A 19,216-nucleotide genomic window follows, 5' to 3' on the forward strand; every position below is an offset into this window, starting at 1 on the left:
CGAACACGAACACGAACACGAACACGAACACACATGCGCTTCACCGCCGGCCGGGCCGGCATTTCAGTCGATACCAACCAAGGAGACGCGAAGTGATCAGGAGCAAGGTGTTGAACGCGATCGTCGGGCTGACGTTCGCCGTCGGCGTGACGGCCGGTGCGCAGGCGCAGGAATCCTACATCCCGCTGATCTCGAAGGGCTTCCAGCATCAGTTCTGGCAGGCCGTGAAGGCGGGCGCGATGCAGGCCGCGAAGGACTACAAGGTGAAGGTGACGTTCGAAGGCCCCGAAACCGAGGCGATGGTCGACAAGCAGATCGACATGCTGTCCGCCGCGATCGCGAAGAAGCCGGCCGCGCTCGGCTTCGCGGCGCTCGACAGCAAGGCCGCGCTGCCGCTCCTGAAGAAGGCGCAGGCCGAGAAGATTCCGGTGATCGCGTTCGACTCGGGCGTCGACAGCGACATCCCGGTGACGACCGCCGCGACCAACAACAAGGCTGCCGCCGCGCTCGCCGCCGACAAGCTCGCCGCGCTGATCGGCGACGAAGGCGAGGTGGCCGTGGTCGCGCACGACCAGACGAGCCGTACGGGCATCGACCGCCGCGACGGCTTTCTCGAACGGATGAAGTCCGCGCACCCGAAGGTGCAGGTCGTGACCGTGCAGTATGGCGAGGGCGATCAGCTGAAGTCCACCGAAGTGACGAAGTCGATCCTGCAGGCGTATCCGAAGCTCAAGGGCCTGTTCGGCACCAACGAAGGCTCGGCGATCGGCGTGGTGAACGGCGTGCGCGAGATGAAGCGCAAGGTCGTGATCATCGGCTACGATTCGGGCAAGCAGCAGAAGGACGCGATCCGCAGCGGGCTGATGGCCGGCGCGATCACGCAGAACCCGGTCGGGATCGGCTACAAGACGGTCGAGGCGGCCGTGAAGTCGGTCAAGGGCGAGAAGCTGCCGAAGGTCATCGATACCGGTTTCTACTGGTACGACAAGACCAATATCGACGACCCGAAAATCACGGCGGTGCTGTACGACTGAGCGTGACGTGACGCGGCGGGCAACGGTGAATCACGAGGACACCATGGGCGCAGTGCGTATCGATTCCCACCAGCACTTCTGGCGTTACCGCGCGGCCGACTATCCGTGGATCGGTCCCGGCATGGGCGTGCTCGCCCGCGATTACCTGCCCGACGCGCTATGGCCGCAGATGCATGTGCAGGCGCTCGGTGCGTCGATCGCGGTGCAGGCGCGCGCCGGGCGCGACGAGACGGCATTCCTGCTCGATCTCGCCCGCGACGACGCGCACATCGCGGCGGTGGTCGGCTGGGAGGATCTCGGTGCGCCGGAACTCGCCGAGCGCATCGCCGAATGGCGCAGCCCGAAGCTGCGCGGCTTTCGTCACCAGGTGCAGGACGAAGCCGACGTCGGCGCGTTCGTCGCGGATCCCGCGTTCAATCGCGGTGTCGCGTGGCTGCAGGCGAACGGCTATGTGTACGACGTGCTCGTGTTCGAGCGCCAGTTGCCCGAGGTGCGCGCGTTCTGCGCGCGACACGATGCGCACTGGCTCGTGCTCGATCATGCCGGCAAGCCGCCGCTCGCCGAATTCCACCGCGATGGCGCTGCGCTCGCCCGCTGGCGTGCCGGGTTGCGCGAGCTGGGCGCGCTGCCGCACGTCGTGTGCAAGCTGTCGGGGCTCGTGACCGAGACGGACTGGCGGCGCGGCCTGCGCGGGCAGGACATCCGGCACATCGAGCAATGCCTCGACGCGGCGCTCGACGCGTTCGGCCCGCAGCGGCTGATGTTCGGGTCGGACTGGCCCGTGTGCCTGCTTGCGGCGTCGTATGACGAAGTGGCATCGCTGGTCGAGCGCTGGGCCGAAGCGCGGTTGTCGGCGGCCGAGCGCAACGCGCTGTGGGGCGGCACGGCCGCGCGTTGCTATGCGCTGCCGGGCGATTCGAAGCCCGGCATATAAAATAGGCGCGAACGGCCCGACGCGCGTGCGCCATTCGTCAGACCGTCCGCAATGCAATCGCTTACCTGTATCAACGTATGTCCATCCAGCCGATTCAGAACCGCCGCCTCTACCAGCAGATCGCCGACAAGCTCAGCGCGATGATCGAGTCCGGCGACTTCCCGCCGGGCAGCTACCTGCCGCCCGAGCGCGAACTGGCCGAGCAGTTCGGCGTGTCGCGCACGTCGGTGCGCGAGGCGCTGATCGCGCTCGAAGTCAGCGGGCTCGTCAGCGTGCGTGTCGGCGACGGCGTGAAGGTGCGCCAACCCGAGGCGGCGGCCGCGCCGGAGCCGCGGCCCGATACGAAGGTTGCGCCGTTCCCGGTCGTCGAGATCGATCCCGAGCTCGGCATCGCGCTCGACCTCGATACCGAGATCCCGCCGTTCGCGCTGCTGCAGGCGCGCCGGCTGATCGAGCCGGAAGCCGCGTCGCTCGCCGCGAAGCACGGTTCGGACGCGCAGATAGAAGGGATTCACGCGGCGTTCCTGCGCAACCAGGAGGACAACCGCAGCGGCTCGCTCACGCATCCGGGCGACCGGCTGTTCCATATCCGTATCGCGGAAGCGAGCGACAACCCCGCGTATGCGCTGATGATCAAGCAGCTGCTCGCGCACAAGTACGACCTGATGTTCCAGCGGCTGCAGTCGCTGTACATGCCCAACGACATGCCGCACCGCTCGGAGCTCGAACACCGCGCGATCCTCGACGCGATCCGCGCGCGCGACCCGGAGGCCGCGCGCCGTGCGATGGCCGAGCATCTCGACGAGGTGATCCGGATCTTCGGCCGCGCGCTCGACTGAGCGCGGGCGAGCGCAATCAGAAGCGGTCGGCGCGGTACGGCGTCGGGTCGGTGAACGGCGCTTCGCCCGTCATCATCTCGGCCAGCAGGCGGCCGGAGACGGGGCCGAGCGTGAGCCCGTGATGGTTGTGCCCGAACGAGAACCACAGCCCGCGATGCGCGGGCGCGGGGCCGATCACCGGCCGCATGTCGGGCGTGCACGGCCGGAAGCCGAGCCACGGCTGCGGGTCGAGCCGTTCGCCGAAGCCGAACACCGGGCGCGCGACGCGTTCCGCGCGCTCGAGCTGTACGCCGGTCGGCGGCAGGCCGCGCCGGGCGATCTCGACACCGGTGGTCAGCCGCAAGGCGCGCCGCATCGGCGCGATCACGTAGCCGTATTCGCGATCGACGATCGGCGCCGACGGTGCGCCGCGTTCGGACGGCGCGTAGTGCATGTGATAGCCGCGCTTCTCGCGCAGCGGAATCTTGTAGCCGAACTTGCCGAACACCGTGTCGGACCACGGGCCGAGCGCGACGACCACGGCCGGCGCGGCGATCTTGCCGTCGTCCGTCGTGACCTGCCACCCGGGCGACAGCGCGTCGAGGCTCGCCGCATCGCCGGTGAGCAGCGTGCCGCCGCCTTGCACGAAGAGTTGCGCGTAGGTTTTGACGAGCGCGGACGGATCGACGACGCTTTTCGGATCGAGCCAGTGCAGTGCGCCGCAGAAGCCGGGCGCGAGGCTCGGTTCCTGCGCGCGCAGTGTCGCGGCATCGAGCGGCGTGATGCCGAGCCCGTGGCGGCGCGCGGTGAGTCCCGCATCGGCGACGGCGCGTTCGAACGCGGCCGGCGTGCGGAACGCTTCCATCCAGCCGCTCGCGCGGATCAGCTCGGTGGCGCCGGCGCGTGCGATCAGCGCGTCGTGCTCGACGATGCAGCGCTCGATCAGCGGCAGCATGTCGCGCGAGGCCGCCGCGTGACGCAGCGGTGCCGACTCCCACCAGAAACGCGCGAGCCACGGCGCGAACGCGGGCAGCGACGTGCTGTGCCAGTAGAGATCGGTGGAGCGGTTCAGCGCGTAGCGCATCAGCGTGAACGGGCTGCGCGGAAACGGATACGGCTCGACCGACGAGCGCTCGATCAGCCCCGCGTTGCCGAAGCTCGTGCCTTCGCCGGGCGCGCCGCGGTCGACGAGGGCGACCTTGCGGCCGCGATCCTGCAGGTGAAGCGCGGCGGAGACGCCGACGATGCCCGCGCCCAGAACGATTACGTCGAAGTCCATCGGTGGTGTGACCGCGGTTGGTGTCGGTGATAAGCCGACGTTGTGGACGAGGCCGAATGACGGACGGTTCGTCGGCATGCGGCTGTTCGTTAGGATACTCGCTATGTCGTTCGATCCGCAAAATCAGGATACGGCCCGGTGGCTCGCGCTTCACGATTGGCGACATTGCGAGCGTCCCTACTGCGCAAAGCGTCGGTCGAGATTCGGTGCATTTTCTCGCGCTTCGCCGCCGCTCTGACTTGTAACTTCATGATTTAAAATGGATTCGAAGCGCCGGTGCCGGCGGCATTCCGGGCCCTGTCCGGCGCGAGCGTTTTGTGCACGCCGAGCGTGTCGGTGGCGAGTGACGCATGTATCCGTCATGCTGCTGATGTTGGCCTCTTGAATCGATAGAGAAGCAAGGATGAAACGAGAACCTGTCGAAGGCGTTCAGCCCGAGGTGTTGCGTTGGGCGAGAGAAACGGTCGGACTGTCGATCGACGAAGTCGCGACCATGCTTCGCATTCCGTCGGCCGAGGTTGCCGATTGGGAGGCGGGAGCGGGGGCGCCGACCTACGCTCAGCTCGAAAAGCTCGCGTATCAGGTCTTCAAGCGGCCGCTCGCGGTCTTCTTTCTTCCCGCTCCGCCCGAGGAGAAAGTACCTCAACGTGAATTCCGGACGCTGCCGGACGCGGATATGCGGTCGCTTACCCGTGACACTTATCTGCAGGTCCGGCAGGCGCAGGCGTTTCAGCTATCGCTCAGGGAAGTGTTCGGCGGGCGCAATCCCGCGGCCGACATGATCTGGAAATCCTTGTCGCTCTCGCTATCGGAGTCCGTATCGCAGCAGGCGGAGCGGATTCGTGATGCGCTCGGCATCACGCTCGAGGAACAAGCGTCCTGGCGTCATGACGATCTCGCGCTCAAGCAATGGCGAAAAGCCATCGAGGATGCGGGCATTTTTGTCTTCAAGTCGGCATTCAGGCAGCGTGAGATTTCAGGGTTTTGCTTGATGGATGATGCGTTCCCGATCATTTATCTCAACAACAGTACGACGAAGACGCGTCAGATATTCAGTCTTCTGCACGAACTGGCGCACCTGCTCCTGGGCATGAACGGCCTGAGCAAGCTCGATTCCGGCTATATCGACGCGCTTCCGCACGCCGAGAAGAATATCGAGCGATTCTGCAACGCCATAGCGGCGGATGTATTGATTCCGCACACGGCATTCGATCGTCTCGTGGCCGGGTTTCCCGCCGACGCTGAATCCGCGTCCGAGGAGGCGTTTGCCGAACTGGCCGGCTATTTCGGGGTGAGTCGAGAAGCCGTGCTGCGGCGCATGCTCGACCAGGGGCGAGTCAGTCAAGCGTTCTACAAGCGCAAGGCGGCGATCTGGTCGGCGCAGCGCAGAGAAGCGACGGGCGGTAGCTACTACGCGAATCAAGGCGCATATCTGAGCGACCGCTTTGCGCGAGAAGTCGTCGGTCGTCACTACCGGCATCAGATCACGCTCGAGCAGGCAGCGGATTTTCTGGGGATCAAGCCGAAGAGCTTTGCGGGATTTGAAGCGCATGTTCTTCACGGGGCGGGTGCATGATCTATGTGTTCGACACCAGTTCCATTCGATCGCTGCAGCATTTCTATCCGCGTGTGTTCCGGAGTATCTGGGATGGTATCGAAAGGCTCGTGGGGCAGCGTCGACTGATCTCCACGAGAGAAGTGTTGAACGAGATCGAGCGACAAGCCGTGAGCGCGGATGTATTGGCGTGGGTGCAGGGCAATCGATCCCTGTTCACCACGCCGAATGCGGATGAACTGCGGTTCGTCGCGGCGATTTTGAAGATCAGGCATTTCCAGGCATTGATCGGGCAGCAGCAGCGTCTCAAGGGCACACCGGTCGCCGATCCGTTCGTCATTGCCTGCGCCAGGGTTCGTCAAGGGACGGTCGTGACCGAAGAGGGATGGCAGCGCGCGGGCGACGGGCTGGCGCCCAAGCCGCATGCAGCGAAGATACCCAACGTATGTGCGCATTTCGAGATTCCATGCATCGACCTCGAAGAATTCATGCACCAGCAGGATTGGCAGTTCTGATCCGACGAGCATCAACGCATCCTGAACCGCTTCTCTCCCATCGCGCGAGCGAGCGCACATCGACGTCTGCCATCCGTAGCGTCTTACACACGACTTGACGAGTATCGGTAGCCGTCGCAGCAACTGCCCGCAGTATGTGCGCCCTAGCGTGGACGCTCGAACCGCAAGCAGACTTGGCACCCTGGGTCACCAAAAGGGCGCTAACGGTGCAGCCCGCACCACACAGCCGCGAATTTCCGCGCGGCGTCGAAGCAAACCGCGTCGCGTTGCGGCGCGCCGATCAACTGCACGCCCACTGGCAATTCACCCCGCACGAAGCACGGTGCGCTGACGACCGGCAGCCCCGCGAACGAAATCGGCTGCGTGAGCAGGCCGAGCGTCTTCGCGGGTTCGAGCGCGACGCCGTTGACATCGACGGTCGCGTCGCTGAAGCGCGGCGCGGCATAGGGCGTCGCGGCCGCGAGCAGCACGTCGTAGCGCGCGAACAGCGCTTCGACGCGCGCGCGCCACGCGGCCCGGCAGGCAAGCGCTTCCCGATGGGCGGCGCCGGACGTGGCGAGGCCGGTTGCGATGCGCGACCGCAGGCGTTCGGAGACGTGCGCCGCCGGCGCGTCGAGCAACCCGCGATGGTTGCGGGCCAGCTCCACGTTCGAGATCGTGACCGCGGCTTCCCGCACGCGTGCGACTTCGTCGCTGTCGACCGGCACCGCTTCCCCCGCATCCAGACACGCCGCCGCACGCCGCACCGCGCGTTGCGCATCCGCATCGGCATGTCGTTCGAAGTCACCCGTCAGCACGGCGACGCGAAGCGGCGCGGCCGGATCGCGAGCCGGTTGCGAGGGCGCTGCATGTGCATCGCGCAGCGTGTCATACAGCGCGGCCAGGTCGTCGATATCGTTCGCGAAGCCGCCGACGGTGTCGAGCGATTCGGCATAGGGGAGGCAGCCGACCGCCGACAGCCGCCCGTCGCTCGGGCGAAACCCCCATACGCCGCATAGCGCAGCCGGTGCGCGGATCGAGCCGTTGGTGTCGCTGCCGAGCGCAAGCGGCACGTAGCCGGCCGCGACGGCGGCGGCCGAGCCGCTCGACGAACCGCCCGTCATGCGCGCCGGATCCGCTGGCAGGCGCACGGCGCCATAGTGCGGATTCACGCCGGTGGCACCGCACGCGAGTTCGTCCATGTGCGTCGCGCCGATCGGCACCGCGCCGGCCGCGCAGAGTCGCGCGACCATCGCGGCATCGGCGACGGCGGGCGGCAACGCGGCGCGCGCCGGCGAGCCGGCGACCGTCGTGTAGCCCGCCACGTCGACATTCCACTTCACGAGAAACGGCACGCCTGCCAGCGGCCCGGGATCGCGTCCGTCGCGCACGAGCCGATCGATCCGCAGCGCGTCGCGCAGCGCCCGCTCGTCGAAGGTGCGGGCGCAGGCATGGATCGCGCCGTCGCGCGCGGCGATATCGGCGAGCACGGTTTGCACGAGCGACACGGCACTCACGCGTCCCGCACGAATCTCGGCCGCCAGCGCGAGCGCGCTGCGCATCGAAGGCACCGGGTTCACGTGCGCACCATCAGCCGGCGCGGAATCGACAGGATCAGCGCGGCGGCGGCGAACAGCGTGAAGGCGAGCAGCGCGACGCCGAGTTCGGTGCTGCCCGTCAATCCGGTCGCGTAGCCCATCAGCGTCGGGCCGACGAACCCGGCGACGGCCGCGCCGATGTTGACGAGCCCCGCGCCGCCCGCGGCCGCTTCACCTGCGAGAATCCGCGACGGCAGGCTCCAGAACATCGCGAGCGTGCTCATGATGCCGGCCACGCCGATGGTCAGGCACATGACGGCGAGCACCGGATGTGCGCGCATGCCGAGGCTCGCGAGCAGCGCGACGCCGCCGATCGCGACGGGCAGCGCCGTATGCCAGCGGCGCTCGCCGGTTCGCACCGAGTGCTGCGCGTTCGCGACCATCGCGACCGATGCGACCAGATAAGGGATCGCGCTGACGAGGCCGACGCCGAGATTGCTCAGCGAACCGAGCGCCTTGATCATCGTCGGCATCCAGAACACCAGCCCGTAGTTGCCGACGTTGTAGAGGAACGACGTCGCGAACAGCAGCCACAGCGTCGGCTCGCGCAGCGCGGCGCCGAGCTGCGTGCGCTTGCCGGCGGCTTCCTGCGCCATCTCCGCGCGGATCATCCGTTTCTCCGCGTCGGTCAGCCAGGTCGCGTCGTCGATCCGCTCCGTCACGCGCGCGAGCAGGTACACGCCGAGCACGATCGCCGGCAGCCCTTCGATCAGGAACATCCACTGCCAGCCGCGCAGCCCCAGGCCGCCATGCGTCGCGTCCATGATCCAGCCCGACAGCGGGCCGCCGACGATCACGCCGAGCGGCATCGCGAGAAACAGGAAGGCCATGACCTTCGCGAGCCGGTGTGACGGAAACCACACGCTGAAGTACGCGATCACGGCCGGAAAGAAGCTGGCCTCGGTCACGCCGAGCAGGAAGCGCAGCGCATAGAAGCTCGCGGTGTCGCGGGTCGCCAGCGTCGCGACCGACACGACGCCCCACGTCAGCATCGAGCCGGCGAGACAGCGCTTCACGCCGATCCGCCGCACGAGCCAGCCGGCCGGCACCTGCAGCAGCAGGTAGCCGACGAAGAACAACCCGGCGCCGACGCCGTAGGCGGCGTCCGTGAGGTGCAGGTCCGTCACCATCTGCAGCTTCGCGAACCCGACGTTGACGCGATCGAGATAGCCGAAGAAATAGCAGACCAGGATCAGCGGAATGATGCGCCGGCTCAGGCGCGCGTACAGCGCGTCGAGGCCGGGCGCGGCGGTGTCCGCGTGCGGGGCCGCGCCGGTTTGCATGCCGCGCGGCGTGGGGATGCCGTTGGAATTCGTCATGGTGACTCCGTGCAGGTTGATTCCGGGGCGACGGCCGCGCGGGAGGCGGCCTTCGCGACGACGGACAGGCGTGCCATCGATCGGCCGACGTCAGTGTCCACGGCGCAGCGCCCGGCCGGGGCGCGCGCCGGTGTGCCGGCCGTGTTCGAGCACGGCACACCCGTTGACGAACACGTGCTCGATGCCTTCAGGGCGAAGCGTCGGGCTCGCGAACGTCGCACGGTCGATCACGCGGGCGGGATCGAACACGACGAGATCCGCGTAATGACCGACCGCGAGCCGCCCGCGCGCCGCGATGCCGAATTGCTCGGCCGTGAGGCTCGTCATCTTGCGCACGGCGGTTTCGAGCGGGAACAGGCCTCGCTCGCGCGAGAATTCGCCGAGCACGCGCGGGAACGTGCCCCACAGCCGCGGGTGCGGGCGCGTGTCGTTGGGCAGGCCGTCGGAGCCGATCATCGTCAGTTCGTGGCGCATGATGCGTTCCACGTCCGCCTCGTCCATCACGAAGTAGATCGCGCCGGCGGGGCGCAGCGCGTCGATCGCGGCGTCGATGGAATCGCCGAACAGCGGCAGCAGTTCGTGGAAGTCGCGGCCCGCGAGCTCGGGATGCGGCTTCGACCAGGCCAGGATCACGCGTGACGACTGGCTGATGCGATCCGCGCGCAGCATCGTCGACGTGGCGGGATATGGATGGCAGTCGATGCACAGCGGTTGCCGTGCGCGCTGCGCGTCGATATGCGCGAGCGTCTCGACCGAGCGGCCGTGGTTGGCCTTGCCGGCCACCTTGTGATGCGACAGCACGACGCGCACGTCGAGCGCGCGTCCGATCGAGAACGCTTCGTCGAGCGACGCGATGATCGCGTCGGTTTCGTCGCGCAGGTGCGTCGCGAACACGCCGCCCGTCTCGCGCAGCGGCGCGCACACGTCGATCAGCTCGTCGGTCGTCGCGGCCGCCGCGGGCGGGTAGAAGGTGCCCGACGAGACGCCGAACGCGCCGGCCGTCATCGCTTCGCGCACGTCGGCCGCCATCGCCGCGATCTCCGCCGCGCTGGCCGCGCGATCGAGATCGGCCATGTGCCGCACGCGCAGCGTCGAATGGCCGAGCAGGGCCGCCGTGTTCACGGCGGCGGGCGTTGCGTCGAGCGCGTCGAGATACGCGCGAAACGACGGGAAGCGAAACGACTGCCAGGCGCCCAGCAGGTCGAGCGGCTGCGGCACGTCGCGTTCGGCGAGCAGCGGGGCGAGACTGATCCCGCAGTTGCCGGCGATCACCGTCGTGACGCCTTGCGCGACCTTCGGTTCGACGTCGGGATCGGTCAGCACGAACGCGTCGTCGTGAGTGTGGCTGTCGATGAAGCCCGGCGCGACGACCAGGCCGCTCGCGTCGAGCGTGTGTGCCGCCGTCGCGCCGCCCAGGTCGCCGATCGCGGCGATGCGCTCGCCCGTCACGCCGAGATCGGCCTCGAAGCGCGCGGCCCCTGTGCCGTCGATCAGCTCGCCGCGGCGCAGGATCACGTCGAAATGCATGGTGGCTCCTCCGGAATCTGCCCGGACCCGCGTGCTGCCCGTGTCCGTCGTTCATGTTCGCCACCATCGTCACCAGCCATTTTTCAGGCGTCCAATGCCGTTCGGCTCGCGATTCATGCGAAACCGGCATCAATGCGAGCGCCGCCGCGCCCGCCGCGTTACGCGAACGCTGCCTTCACCAGCGCAAGGAGATCGCTCGCGAAGCTCGACATCGAGATGGTGCGATGCCGCACGATGCCGACCGTGCGGTCGATCGTCGGGCTCGCGATCGGCACCGCGCGCACCGCCGGCGAGCCGTACGCGCGCAGGGCGCTTTCGGGCAGGATCGCGCTGCCGACGCCGGCCGCCACCAGCGCGGCGACGCACGAGATGTGCTCGACCTCGTAGAACCAGCGGGTTCGCACCGCCTCCTGGCCCATCAGCATTTCGAGCAGCAGACGATTGCCGCTGTCGCGCCCGCCGATGATCAGCTTCGCGTGCCGCAGTTCGCCGAGCGTGACGGCGTCCGCGCGCGCCAGCGGATCGTCCTCGTGGGTCGCGAGCACGTAGCGGTCGGTGAAGAGCGGTTCGAACACCAGATCGTCGTCGTCGCCGGGGTGCAGGCTCACGCCGAACTCGGCGATGCCCGCGCGCACCTGCGACAGCACGAAGTCGTGATTGCCGTCGAGGATCTGCACGGCGACCTGCGGATACCTGGCCGCATAGTGGCGCAGCACGTCGGGCAGCGCCTGTGCGACGACCGTCGGGATCGACGCGAGCCGCACCTTGCCGTAGCGCTTTTGCGCGATCTCCTGGATCGACGACAACATCATCCCGAGCTGCGCGATCTGCTCGCGCGCCATCGGCAGGAACTGGCGACCGACGCCCGTGAGCGTCACGCTGCGCGTGGTGCGCTGGAACAACTCGACGCCGAGCGTCTGTTCGAGCTTCTGGATGCGACGCGACAGCCCCGGCTGTGTCAGGTGCAGCTTTTCCGCCGCGCGATGGAACGTGCCGAGTTCTGCAACGGCGACGAAGGCTTCGAGTTCCGAGTTTTCGACTTTCATGGCGCTCCAATGTGCAGGCCGGCTCCCGCATGCCGGCGTGTGGCGGCAGGATTCACGCACCGGTATTTTCGTCGATATCGATTCGTGGCCGGCGGTGTCGCTCGCGGGGCGATCGTGGCGGGAAAAATGACGTGACTGCTTCTGGCAGAAGGTGAGCGTCGGGCGGCGGACGAGGCTTCGGTCGAAGCCGGGACGAATGTATGAAGGTTGACGCGCCCGGGTGTCCAATCCACTGATCAATTTTCCGAAGGCGAGGCTCGATCGTCGTCGGCAAACAGTTTGCTCGCATCGTCGCGCATCGCACCGATTCGCCCTATTTTCCGATTGCCATTTAGCGGGAGTATCCCACTGGTTCGGGTTGCGAATTTTTACCTAAGATGGAAGCAATCATGTGCGTGACACGGTACCTGCGCGCGCACATGGCAGGCAGGAGGCAGGGCCGGGAACGACTGCAACCGATGTTTCCATCATGGATGCGAGTGTGTGCGCGACGGCCGCGAATCATGCGGCCGCATCGACGCCAGCGGGCGCGGTGGCAATCGCCGCGCGGACGGCGTCCGGCCGGTCGGGCCGAGTCGCCTCGTTGCGCCACGCGTTCATCGCAATCGTTTGCGTTCTGAGCGTTGTCCCTTCCGTCCTTGCCGGATCGCCTGCCGCCAGGGACGACCCGGTCGACGCGATGCAAATCTCAGCCACCGCGACTCCTGCCGGCCCGACGGGTCCCGCCTTTTCGTCACACGACTCCAACGTACGCCAGGTCGTGCTCGGCATCGTCAGTTTCACGCGCTGGCCGACGACGCCCGCGCGCCTGCATCTATGCGTGACGGGCAGGCCCGACTACGCGGGCGACCTCACCGACACGATGCAGGCCGGCTCGACCGTGCTCGACGTGCAGCGCGTCCGCTTCGACGATCCCTCGCTCGGCATCGCCTGCGACGTCGTGTATCTCGGCGCGCTCGGCAACGACGAGCGAATGCGGGTGAGAACCGCGCTCGCCGGCCATCCGGTGCTGACCATCGCCGAACACGATCCGTCGTGCACCGCGGGCAGCATGTTCTGTCTGACGGTCGAAGGCGAACACGTGACGTTCGACATCAATCTCGACGCCGTCGCGCGCAGTGGCGTGCGCGTGCATCCGAACGTGCTCAACCTCGCGCGGCGGACGCTGACGCCATGACACGTTCCGCGCCCCCCATTGCGTCCTCAAGCGTGCCGCGCCCGACGCTGCAAAGCGTGTTGCGCCGCGCGCACCTGCGCCTGGCGTTCGTCGCGGTGACGATGGCCGCCGTGTCGCTGATCGTCGTCGCCGTGATCGCGTTGCGTGCGTATGCCGGCAACAACCTGAACCTGCTGGCCCGCTCGCTCGGTTACACGGTCGAGGCGGCGCTCGTGTTCGGCGACCGTGCCGCGGCGAGCGAAGCGATCGCGACGATCGCAAGCGATGAGGACGTCGCGCAGGTGGTGGTCACGGACAACAAGGGGCAGTTGTTCGCGATCTGGAAGCTGCCTGCCGGCGGCCGGATCGCCAGGCTCGAGCGCGGCGTCGCCGATCTCGCGTTGCCGGGGGCCGTGACCGTCCCGGTGATGCACGACGGCATCGTCGTCGGTCAGGTGATCGTGCGTGGCCGCGGGCATCAGTTCTTCGGCTTCCTGCTCGGCGGCATCGGCGGCATTCTCGGCTGTCTCGTCGTCAGCGTGTTCGGCGCTTATGTCAGCTCGAAGCGTTTGCTGCGCAACATCGTCGTGCCGCTGCGCGCACTCGCCACCGTCGCGCACGCCGTGCGGCGCGAGCGCGCGTTCGCGCGTCGCGTCGAGCCCGTGGCGATCGCCGAACTGAACCAGCTCGGCGACGACTTCAATGCGCTGCTCGATGAACTCGAGGAGTGGCAGAACACGCTGCGCAACGAGAACGCGTCGCTCGAATACAAGGCGACGCACGATGCGCTCACGGGTTTGCCCAACCGCGTGCAGTTCGAGTCGCGTCTGTCGCTTGCACTCTGCGACGCCGTGGTGACGGGGCAGCGGGTCGCCATCCTGTATCTCGACTGCGACCGCTTCAAGGAAATCAACGACTGCCTTGGCCACGATGCCGGCGATGCGGTGCTGGTCGGCATCGCGGCGCGGTTGCGCGCGCAGGTGCGCGAAGCCGATCTCGTCGCTCGCCTGGGCGGCGATGAATTCGCGGTGATGCTGACGGGTGTGCGCGAAACGGACAGCGTGTGCCGGATCGCCGAGCAGATTTTGTCCGGCCTGGTGTCGTCGATCGAGTTGCCCGACGGACGCATGGTGGCCACCATGATGAGTGCCGGCGTTGCGCTGTATCCCGACCATGCGTCCGACGCGAGCGGCCTGCTGCGCGCGGCGGATGCCGCGATGTACCGCGCCAAGCGTGCGCGGCCGGGGTCGTGGCAGTTGGCGGAAGGCGTAGCCGGGCGGGTTTGAGGTCTATCGTTTCGCGCTGCGGGCGAGGCCGCGGCGGCGGGATAAGAAGCGCACGCGATGCGGGCGCATGCGAAGGAAGGGGGCGGTGATGAAAAACGCGTTATCTGTGAGCATGGGGAGGATGTGCGTCGCGAGCGCGGTGCTGCTGTGCCTGCTGCTTGGCGGGTGCAAGACGCCGCCGCTTCATCGTGGGCTCACGCAGACGCAGGTCACGGCGCTGAAGTCGGCCGGGTTTCAGGAGACCGAGCAGGGGTTCGAGTTCGGGTCGACGGGGCCGATCCTGTTTGATTTCGATCGGTACAACCTCAAGCCGGTCGTCAGGCGGATCGTCGAGCGGATCGGGAGGACGTTGAGGTCGGCCGGGATCAATGGTGTGCGGGTTTATGGGTACTCGGACGCGGAAGGGGAGGCGGCTTACGATCTCGAGTTGTCCCGGCGGCGGGCGGAGGTGGTGGCGATCGAGCTTGTGGATGTGGGGCTGGACGGCAAGCAGATCGCGGTGGTCGGGAAGGGGAAGAGCGATCCGGTGGGGGATAACCGGACACCAGGCGGGCGGGCGCAGAATCGGCGGGCGGCGATTGTGGTGTCGCCGCGGTGAGGGGGCGTCACGTCTGCATGACCAGCGACGTCAATTGCGCTGCCCGCGACACTTCCGTCTTCGCATAGATCGACTTGATCTGCGAGCGGATCGTGCCGATCGACACGCCGCGCAGCTCGGCGCATTCCTGCGGCGAGCGTCCGTCGCAGCACAGCAGCACCGCGAGATCGGCTTCGGCCAACGACAGTCCGTAGAACACGCGCAGCCGCTGCGCGCGTGCCGCCGGCGAACGCAGGTCGGCTGCTGTCATCAATGCCGCGACGCCGGGCCGCTCGCGCACGAGGCGTGACTGTTCGGGCACCGGCATCAGCGCAAGCGGCAGCGGTTCACCCGTCGTACGGCGCAGCAACACCCCACCGCGCGCGAACGCGTGCCGCCAATGCGCATCGTCGACGCAGCCTTCCGGCGCGAAGCGCCCGTTCACGATTCGCAGCGCAGGTTCTGCCGCGATCAGTTGATCGGCTGCGCGATTCGTATAGCGGAGTTCGCGTTGCGCGCCGAGCAAGAACACCGGCACCGGAAGCGCATCAAGCGCCGATTCCGCGGCGGCCACGCGTGCTTCGAGTTCGCCGATGCGTGCCTCGATCCGCAATGCGCGGCTGATGTGTGCGCCCATGCTTTCGATCGCGACGCGCTGTGCGTCCGACAGGCCCTGCGATTCGGGGCCGCTCTGTACGCTGAGGAATGCGCCGGTGTGCTCGCCGCGATGGATATACAGGCCGGCGATGCTGCCGATTCCGTATGGCCTCAGGAATTCCTGGTAGAACACGCAGTGTTCGCGCTGCGGGCGGGACAGTTGCTTGACGTCCTCGAACCAGCGACCAGTCGGCCAGTTGCCGGCGATCGGTACGACCGGGTCATACAGATAGAACTCGGTGTTGTATGCGCGGCGGCAATCGGCAACCCACGGCTCGTCGTCGCCCGCAGCCCGGTCGATGACCGGCACTCCCGCCGCATCGTCGAACGACAGCAGTGTTGCCATGCGCACGCCTACCGACGATCGCAAGCCGTCGAGCACGACTTCCCATCTCTGATCGCCCAGTGCTGCAGCGTAGATGTCATCGAGCAATGCCGATGGAATCAACTCGTTCCGTTGCATTTGGCTACCCCGCGCGATGCGTTCTTGTCGACAGCCTTTCGGGCATCTTACTCATTCTTGTGCGGGGTTCAATATGCGGGGAGCGCTTTCGGCTCGAAGCATATTGCTTCAGGGGTGCTTCTCGTCAGACGTAATGGCGATTCTCAATGTTTTTCTGCCGTTCTTTTGCATACAGGACAAAAGCAGCGGCATCACCGGACGAATCGGACATTGCATTTTTTCATCCCCAATCTGGGGGATGAAATCCGATCCAAACATTGCTGAAATCTAGCCCAATGCACGGGGGAACGGAATGGAGTTGACCCTGTACTTCCGGACACCGCATCACCCTTAGGTTGAGGTGCTCATCGCCTACGTGGCCCCCCGTTGAGAGCGCAATTCAAGGTGCTGCTCGTTGTAAGGTTGACGGGTGATGGTCAGACTCCTCGCTGCTATCACAGCGTCTGGCCTGGGCATAAAGGCGAAGTAGTCGCGCTTCATCGAATCTCCCGAGCGCGAGCAAGGCACGGTCGTGGGCTTTGGCGGTCAAAGTCAAACTTCTGGCGCTTGCTGTCAAGAAAACCACATAACATGTGTTGGTTGCATTTTCCACACGTTTGCTTGGAGCCTGAGGTTTCCTATGGAACGACGCGTGTTTCTCTCGGTTCTAGGTTCGGCTGCACTCGCGAACAGTTTGCCTGCCTTTGCACAGGCCGATAGATTTGAAACACTGCTTCATCAAATCCAGAATGACCCGGAAATGGTTGAGCACAGTTGGATCTATCGCGATAAGACGGGGGCTCGCGGCGTACCTCATGGTAAACCCTCTAAGCGGCTATTGAGCCAGCGGTCGATCGATCTGATTGTTGCCTGCGAGGTCGCGAGCGAGGCGGTCTACAAAGCAAAGTATCAACGACCGATCTGGCCAAAGGGGCAGTCAGGCGTGACTATCGGAGTCGGCTACGACCTGCAGTCCGCAAACGCAGCCATCATCGATCGTGACTGGCCGATGCTCAGCGTGGATGACCGCGCGCTTCTGACAAGCGTGGCTGCACTCAAGGGGCCCGCCGCAAAGGCAGCTTTGCCGCGTGTGCAATCTGTCGAGATTTCTTGGTCGGACGCCTACTCGCAGTTTCTCGCTTTCCTGCGATACCCCACCAAACAGACGGAAGACGCTTTTCCAAACTGCGGAATGTTATCCGACGATAGCTTCGGGGCACTCGTTTCGCTGGTTTACAACCGAGGGCCGTCGACGCATAACAACAAATCTCGGAAAGAGATGTACGAGATCAAGCAATTGATGGCAGCCGAGCAATTCGATAAAGTACCCGATCGAATTCGTGCAATGAAGCACCTCTGGCCGGGCCCCGACCAACGGGGATTACCCATTCGTCGTGAAGCGGAGGCCGCCTTGTTTGAGCGAGGGCGCCGTGCCTGAGGCCACTGCAATGATCACAGTCGCACAACCGGCACTGCGAAACAACAGTTGGCGAGTCCGATTCGGCCGAGTATTGTTGTTGATTGCAACGTCAATTGCATGCTGCGCGGCCTGCGGTCAAACACCGGTCCGCATTGCATTAGTTATTGGCAATACCCACTATAAGCCGAATCCCTCTCTGCCAAACGCATTATCTGACGCGCAAAAGCTGGCTGAACAATTAAGGCGACAGGGCTTTACCTTGCAGCCGAACAGTTACGATCTCGACCGCCCCACTTTAACCAACGTGATCGCTGCATTCGGGAAGCGACTGCGTGCGGCTGGAGACAACGCGGTAGGCTTTTTCTACTATGCTGGCCACGCTGCTCAGGATGAATTCGGCAACAACTATCTGCTGCCGCTCACATCCAAGGCGCGAACTCCCGCCCAAGTTCGCAACGAAGGCACTCCGTTGCAGCCACTGCTGAAGGACATGGAGGAGGCCGGCAACCCAATCAACATCGTTGTGCTCGATGCGTGTCGCCAATGGTATCCGTCTAATACGCCACGAGATCCAAAGGGACTGCACGACATGGGCCGCCGTGGCAGCACGCTCATCGCCTATGCGACACGCGCTGGCGATATCGCTGACGAAGGCGCTTCGCTGGAGAGTAGTCCGTTCTCAGGTCGCTTGATTGAAGCAATAGCGCGACATCCGAACGACCCGATAGTCCTGCTCTTTGACGACGTGAAGACGCTTGTTTCCAACGACACAGGCGGTGAACAACTCCCGCTCGTGGTTAACGGTCTCACTGCGTCAGGCCGCTGGAGCTTCGCCAGCGGCGAGTTCAACGGTGTGCCGGACAAACCCGAGCCGGTCGGAACGCCCGACAAAGTCACTCCTTTCCTGGAGGGCCTCGACCGTGCAAAGCTAGTGCACTTCTTCCGTGGCAGAGAATATTTTGCCGACGCGCTCCTCAAACACCGCGACGTCTTGGCCAAATACGAGATTAATACCCCGATCCGCCTTGCCTACTTTTTAGGCGCCATCGGTTACGAGACCGGGGGATTTAGAGCCAAGGAGGATAGGCTTACATATTCTGCCGCAGCTTTGCGTAAGGACTGGCCTCGCCAAGTGATATCTGACGAAATGGCAAGAAGCCTCGTTGGTAAGCCCGAAGCCATCGCCAACGTGATCTACGGGGGCAGAAGCGACTTGGGGAACGGGCCACCAGGAAGCGGAGATGGCTGGCGCTATCGTGGCCGAAACATATACGGCCTCCTTGTCGTCGGTCGGTACAACTACAAACGTTTCGGCGAAATGGTCGGCGTTGATCTACTCAATTCGCCAGACTTGGTCAATGATCCAGACATTGGATTGGCGGTCTCTGGGGCTATCTGGCACGCCTACAATGTCAACCCGGCTGCTGACGCCGGAGACTTGGAACAGATCGCGCGAAGATTACGCACCCCATTCAATCCCAAGGAGATTCGGGAGCGGAACTGGTGGGTTAGCCAGGCTAAGACCGCTGTCAATTAGCAGGCGATGGCTCGGGGGCTTCGGCATTCCGCCTCTGCCTCTCCATCAATCGCTGACCGCGTTCTCGTATGGAAGATCGTTCTACAGACCGCCATGCCCTGCCGATGCCTTTAGTCTCGGATGCGGTCGATCTACTACAACGCGGACTAGGACAATGACAGTCCGATATCCGATCTATCTCCTCACCGTCGACATGAGAGCTAGGCGTGCGTCGGAGCAAACACTTCCTGCGGTCGCTTGCCGACCATCCTGGACCACTCATGCCATGAATGATCAATGGCTGAGAAGGGGCGACACGACCTTTGACTTGGAGTCGACAGACTGCTTTACGTCCGTAAGCCGCCGCTGCCGAACTGGTCGACGGCAAGAGCGCTTTTGCCTTGCGTCAGTCGTCCCCATCGTGGCATCCCAATGACTGGTCGTGGCGCTTTCTCCCGACTGGTGATTTCTTCCGGCGCCCCCAAGTATCCCTCAAGCGGACGATACCGGAAATTTCCGCACCAAGATTGTGCATCATGGACATGCTGCGCCGCAAAA

16 protein-coding genes are annotated in these 19,216 nt (G+C 65.3%); 10 read left to right on the forward strand and 6 right to left on the reverse strand.

Annotation, left to right across the window (positions count from 1 at the left end):
• The first annotated feature begins 92 nt into the window (after positions 1-92).
• The 3 genes from U4Z64_RS22545 to U4Z64_RS22555 all read left to right on the forward strand — a co-directional run bounded on the left by U4Z64_RS22545 (position 93) and on the right by U4Z64_RS22555 (position 2,807).
• Positions 93-1,034, forward strand: a complete 942-nt coding sequence (locus tag U4Z64_RS22545; RefSeq protein ID WP_124668035.1) for an ABC transporter substrate-binding protein — start codon at positions 93-95, stop codon at positions 1,032-1,034.
• 43 nt (positions 1,035-1,077) lie between these two features.
• Complete coding sequence (locus tag U4Z64_RS22550; protein ID WP_321821130.1) at positions 1,078-1,968, forward strand: amidohydrolase family protein; 891 nt, start codon at positions 1,078-1,080, stop codon at positions 1,966-1,968.
• Positions 1,969-2,045: 77 nt separating this feature from the next.
• Positions 2,046-2,807, forward strand: a complete 762-nt coding sequence (locus U4Z64_RS22555) for a FadR/GntR family transcriptional regulator (RefSeq protein ID WP_044847798.1) — start codon at positions 2,046-2,048, stop codon at positions 2,805-2,807.
• A 16-nt stretch (positions 2,808-2,823) separates the two neighbouring features.
• Here U4Z64_RS22555 and U4Z64_RS22560 read toward each other — a convergent pair whose 3' ends face one another.
• Positions 2,824-4,065, reverse strand: a complete 1,242-nt coding sequence (locus U4Z64_RS22560) for an FAD-binding oxidoreductase (protein WP_321821131.1) — start codon at positions 4,063-4,065, stop codon at positions 2,824-2,826.
• Positions 4,066-4,468: 403 nt separating this feature from the next.
• Between U4Z64_RS22560 and U4Z64_RS22565 the strand changes: the two genes are divergently transcribed.
• Together U4Z64_RS22565 and U4Z64_RS22570 are read left to right on the forward strand one after the other, a co-directional pair.
• Positions 4,469-5,641 carry an XRE family transcriptional regulator gene (locus U4Z64_RS22565; protein WP_321821132.1) on the forward strand — a complete coding sequence of 391 codons (1,173 nt, stop codon included), beginning with the start codon at positions 4,469-4,471 and terminating at the stop codon, positions 5,639-5,641.
• Positions 5,638-6,135, forward strand: a complete 498-nt coding sequence (locus tag U4Z64_RS22570; RefSeq protein WP_321821133.1) for a PIN domain-containing protein — start codon at positions 5,638-5,640, stop codon at positions 6,133-6,135. The genes U4Z64_RS22565 and U4Z64_RS22570 overlap by 4 nt, the downstream gene beginning before the upstream one ends.
• A 200-nt stretch (positions 6,136-6,335) precedes the next feature.
• Here the strand turns inward: U4Z64_RS22570 and U4Z64_RS22575 are convergent, their stop codons facing one another.
• From U4Z64_RS22575 to U4Z64_RS22590, 4 genes are all read right to left on the reverse strand, one after another.
• Positions 6,336-7,676, reverse strand: a complete 1,341-nt coding sequence (locus U4Z64_RS22575; protein WP_321821148.1) for an amidase family protein — start codon at positions 7,674-7,676, stop codon at positions 6,336-6,338.
• A gap of 14 nt (positions 7,677-7,690) precedes the next feature.
• On the reverse strand, positions 7,691-9,031 hold the full coding sequence (locus U4Z64_RS22580) for an MFS transporter (protein WP_321821134.1): 1,341 nt from the start codon (positions 9,029-9,031) through the stop codon (positions 7,691-7,693).
• Positions 9,032-9,121: 90 nt separating this feature from the next.
• Complete coding sequence (locus U4Z64_RS22585; RefSeq protein ID WP_321821135.1) at positions 9,122-10,558, reverse strand: D-aminoacylase; 1,437 nt, start codon at positions 10,556-10,558, stop codon at positions 9,122-9,124.
• A 158-nt stretch (positions 10,559-10,716) separates the two neighbouring features.
• Complete coding sequence (locus U4Z64_RS22590) at positions 10,717-11,604, reverse strand: LysR family transcriptional regulator (RefSeq protein WP_044847802.1); 888 nt, start codon at positions 11,602-11,604, stop codon at positions 10,717-10,719.
• 469 nt (positions 11,605-12,073) lie between these two features.
• On the opposite strand from U4Z64_RS22590, the gene U4Z64_RS22595 reads away from it, so the two are divergent.
• The 3 genes from U4Z64_RS22595 to U4Z64_RS22605 all read left to right on the forward strand — a co-directional run bounded on the left by U4Z64_RS22595 (position 12,074) and on the right by U4Z64_RS22605 (position 14,644).
• A complete protein-coding gene (locus U4Z64_RS22595) occupies positions 12,074-12,781 on the forward strand; it encodes a YfiR family protein (protein ID WP_321821136.1) in 708 nt (235 codons plus the stop codon).
• On the forward strand, positions 12,778-14,046 hold the full coding sequence (locus U4Z64_RS22600; RefSeq protein ID WP_321821137.1) for a diguanylate cyclase domain-containing protein: 1,269 nt from the start codon (positions 12,778-12,780) through the stop codon (positions 14,044-14,046). Before U4Z64_RS22595 ends, U4Z64_RS22600 begins: the two co-directional genes overlap by 4 nt.
• 88 nt (positions 14,047-14,134) lie before the next feature.
• On the forward strand, positions 14,135-14,644 hold the full coding sequence (locus U4Z64_RS22605) for an OmpA family protein (RefSeq protein WP_321821138.1): 510 nt from the start codon (positions 14,135-14,137) through the stop codon (positions 14,642-14,644).
• Between the two features lie 7 nt (positions 14,645-14,651).
• Here the strand turns inward: U4Z64_RS22605 and U4Z64_RS22610 are convergent, their stop codons facing one another.
• Positions 14,652-15,626, reverse strand: coding sequence for a helix-turn-helix transcriptional regulator (locus U4Z64_RS22610; protein ID WP_321821139.1), 975 nt, complete (start codon positions 15,624-15,626; stop codon positions 14,652-14,654).
• A gap of 736 nt (positions 15,627-16,362) precedes the next feature.
• Between U4Z64_RS22610 and U4Z64_RS22615 the strand changes: the two genes are divergently transcribed.
• Both U4Z64_RS22615 and U4Z64_RS22620 read left to right on the forward strand, forming a co-directional pair.
• Complete coding sequence (locus U4Z64_RS22615; RefSeq protein ID WP_321821140.1) at positions 16,363-17,160, forward strand: hypothetical protein; 798 nt, start codon at positions 16,363-16,365, stop codon at positions 17,158-17,160.
• 10 nt (positions 17,161-17,170) lie between these two features.
• The gene (locus tag U4Z64_RS22620; RefSeq protein ID WP_321821141.1) at positions 17,171-18,679 is read left to right on the forward strand and encodes a caspase family protein; all 1,509 of its coding nucleotides are present in this window, start codon (positions 17,171-17,173) and stop codon (positions 18,677-18,679) included.
• Positions 18,680-19,216: the final 537 nt, after the last annotated feature.

The sequence above is a fragment of the Burkholderia sp. BCC1996 genome (genome assembly GCF_905339955.1).
GTDB lineage: Bacteria > Pseudomonadota > Gammaproteobacteria > Burkholderiales > Burkholderiaceae > Burkholderia.